The 2,402-nt window shown below is 71.5% G+C and carries 3 protein-coding genes; 1 reads left to right on the forward strand and 2 read right to left on the reverse strand.

Translation table 11 applies throughout. From position 1 onward, the window contains the following. Nucleotides 1-16: 16 nt before the first annotated feature. Together GXP76_RS35140 and GXP76_RS35145 are read right to left on the reverse strand one after the other, a co-directional pair. A complete protein-coding gene (locus tag GXP76_RS35140) occupies nt 17-1,177 on the reverse strand; it encodes a phosphatidylserine/phosphatidylglycerophosphate/cardiolipin synthase family protein (RefSeq protein WP_242575671.1) in 1,161 nt (386 codons plus the stop codon). A 152-nt stretch (nt 1,178-1,329) separates the two neighbouring features. Further along, nucleotides 1,330-1,941 (reverse strand): phosphoribosylanthranilate isomerase, encoded by a 612-nt coding sequence (locus GXP76_RS35145; protein WP_308354297.1) that lies wholly within the window; start codon nt 1,939-1,941, stop codon nt 1,330-1,332. 17 nt (nt 1,942-1,958) lie between these two features. On the opposite strand from GXP76_RS35145, the gene GXP76_RS35150 reads away from it, so the two are divergent. Next, nucleotides 1,959-2,402, forward strand: a 444-nt coding sequence (locus GXP76_RS35150) for a class I adenylate-forming enzyme family protein (protein ID WP_242575672.1), incomplete at its 3' end; no start/stop codon positions are given.

The following is a 2,402-nucleotide window of genomic DNA, read 5'->3' on the forward strand; positions in this document are numbered from 1 at the left end:
TGATCACCGCGACCGGTCACAGATAGCGGCGGATCGGGACCACGGCCGCCTCCTGGGCCCGCCGCACCAGCGAGCGCCGCTTCCAGCGGCGCGGACAGATCGGCTCGCTCAGCGTCAGGTCCTCCTCGAAGTGCTCGTCCAGCGTGGCCGTGAAGGCCGGGTCGAGCACGGCGAGCATGACCTCCTCGTCGTGGTCCAGCGAACGCCGGTTGAAGTTGGTGGACCCGATCAGCGAGGCGATCGCGTCGACGGTGATGATCTTCGCGTGCATCATCGTCGGCTGGTACTGGTGGATCTTCACGCCGCACTCGGTCAACTGCTCGTAGTACCGCTGGCCGGCCAGCAGACAGACCCGCTTGTCCGTGTGCGGCCCCGGCAGCAAGATCTCCACCGAGACCCCGCGCCGGGCCGTCGCGCACAGCAGGTCGATGAAGTACTCGTCCGGCGCAAAGTACGCCGTGGCCAGCCGGACGCGCTCCTCCGCCGACTCCAGCATCACCCGGATCAGGGTCTGCATGTCCTGCCAGCCGAAGCTGGCCGACCCGCGAACCACCTGCACGATCGCGTCGCCGTACGTCTCCGGCGCGACGAACCGGTCCCGCTCGTCGAACATCTCGTCGTGGCACTCCGCCCAGTTCTGGGTGAACGCGGCGGCGATCCCGTCCACCGCGGCCCCCCGGACCCGTACGTGCGTGTCGCGCCACTCGTTCTCGTTCCGCGCGTCGCCGCACCACTCCTCGGCGATGCCCACACCGCCCGTGAACGCGGTCGTCTCGTCCACGACGAGCACCTTGCGGTGGCAGCGGTGGTTCTGCTTCAGCGGCGAGAGATACAGCGGCTTGCGGAACCAGGCCACCTGCACCCCGGCCCGCTCCATCGCCGCGAGCTGGTCCTTCTCGATCAGCCGGCTGCCGAACCCGTCGAGCAGCAGCCGCACCCGGACCCCGGCGCGGGCCCGCTCGCTCAGCGCCCGCGCGAACTCGTGGGCGATGTCACCGCGCCAGTAGACGAACGTCATCATGTCGACGGTGTGCTCGGCGCCACGGATGCTCTCCAGCATCGACGTGAAGATCTCGTCGCCGTTCCGCAGGGGGACGAGCGTGTTGCCCTCGGTCATGGCGATACCGATCAGCCGCTCCAGGCGCCGTCGTATGCGCTGGATCTTCTCGGTCGTCATGGACTCCGGTGTCGTCGCTTCGCCGATCCGCGCGGCGGGCAGGACAGCTCTGTGCGGCGGGCAGGACAAGGGGGCACCCCTTTCACGTTGGGCCGGTACGTGTCCCGGATTCCCCCGCCGCGCCCCGGCAAGCCGAGTTCCACGACACATGTTCAGGTACGGAGCCCCTCGGCCGCCCCGAGGAACTTCTCGATCAGACCCACGTCCTTCACACCCCGGCTGCTCTCCACCCCGCTCGACACGTCGACGCCCCACGGCCGCAGCGCCGTCACGGCCTCCACCACGTTGTCCGGCGAGAGACCGCCCGACAGCACCCACGCCCCCGCCGGCTGCTCCGGCAGCGAGTCCGGGGACCAGCGTTCGCCGGAGCCGGGCCGCGGCGAGTCGATGATGAGCATGTCCTCGCCGTACGCGCCCGCCGTCAGCGGGTCGCCCGACTCCGGGGAGGTGGCGCGGATGAGGCGGTACCCGTCGGCGCGCAGCGCGGCGAACGCCTCGGGCGGCTCCCCGCCGTGCAGCTGGACGGTGTCCGCGCCCGCCTCGGCCGCCGCCCTGCGCACCTCCTCCAGGGACTCGCCGCGGAAGACCGCGACCTTGGCGACACCGGGCGGTACCAGCGCGGCCAGTGGGCGGGCCTCGGCGGGGGACAGCCGGCGCGGGCTCGTCGTCAGGATGAACCCGACCGCGGAGGCCCCTCCGGCCACGGCTGCCTCGACCTCGGCGGGCTTCCGCAGACCGCAGACCTTGACGTACAAGTGGTGCAACAGGAGCTCCTCGCTCGATGGACTCGGTTCGAGAGTACGAAGAAAGCGAGACGTACGTGCCGCACACCGCCGCGCTGACCGCCCCCGGTGCGCCTTTCGAGGTCGTACGCGCCGAGAACGGCTCGCTCATGTACGCGGACGGGCCGCGCACCCTGCGGGAGTTCGTGGAGACGACGTGGGCGTACGGGGAGCGGCCCTTCCTCGTCGGCGGCGGCGGGGCCGTCCTGCGCAGTTACGGTGAGTTCTTCGCCGCCGCGACCGCGCTGGCCAACCGCTTCGTGGACACCCACGGCCTGCGGCCGGGCGACCGCGCGGCCCTCCTGATGGGCGACCGCCCCGACTGGCAGACCGCCTTCTGGGCGACGCAGCTCGCCGGGCTGGTCGCCGTACCGCTGGACGCCGCGTGGAGCGGGGCCGAGGCGGTGCGCGTACTGGACCACTGCGCGCCCCGCGTGCTGCTC

The sequence above is a fragment of the Streptomyces sp. NP-1717 genome (assembly GCF_022695985.1).
Lineage (GTDB): Bacteria > Actinomycetota > Actinomycetes > Streptomycetales > Streptomycetaceae > Streptomyces.